The organism is Candidatus Termitispirillum reticulitermitis (genome assembly GCF_054655775.1).
Genome location: NZ_BAAIHG010000214.1, coordinates 1 through 653, shown reverse-complemented (window position 1 = coordinate 653; position 653 = coordinate 1). Strand labels below are relative to the sequence as shown.

The 653-nt window shown below is 39.1% G+C and carries 2 pseudogenes; both read left to right on the top strand.

The annotated features are described in order from the left end of the window. Nucleotides 1–320: pseudogene (locus tag AC1MDJ_RS08360) on the top strand (hypothetical protein); the annotation flags it as partial. A gap of 29 nt (nt 321–349) precedes the next feature. After that, nucleotides 350–653: pseudogene (locus tag AC1MDJ_RS08355) on the top strand (Rpn family recombination-promoting nuclease/putative transposase); the annotation flags it as partial.

Below are 653 nucleotides of genomic sequence, written 5' to 3'. Positions count from 1 at the left end.
TAGCGTTAGAGAAGGCGATGGAAGAGGCGATAAGGGAATGTATAGAGAAGGGGATATTGAGGGTATTTTTAGAAAAGAACTCAACGGAGGTAAGGAATATGTTGACAGCAGAGTTTAATATTGAAACGGCACAGAGGGTATGGTATGAGGATGGAGTGCTAGAGGGTGAGCAACGGGGCAGACTTGAGGGCGAACGAGCAAAAGCCATTGAAACTGCCAGAAATTTTTTAGCACTTGGTATGCCTATTGATTTTGTATCAAAGGGCACGGGGCTTTCGCTTGCCGAGTTAAAAGAATTACAGAATAATATTGTCGTATAATAAAGCAGAGTTCATTATATTATTAAATTATGTCAAGTGGCAAGGCAAACAGGGAATATAAAGACACTGTATTTACCAAGTTGTTCTCTGATAAGGACAATCTTGTTGAGATGTATAACGCTATAGTTGGGGCTGATATAAAGCCAAGCGATATAGAACTGAACACGTTAGAAAATGTTTTGTTTATGAATAGACGTAATGACCTATCTTTTGTTATAGGGGATAATAAGCTGGTTGTATTAGTGGAACATCAGTCTACTGTGAACCCTAATATGCCGTTAAGGTTTTTAGAGTATATTGCCCGTTTGTATGAGACGATACTCTCTGAGAAGC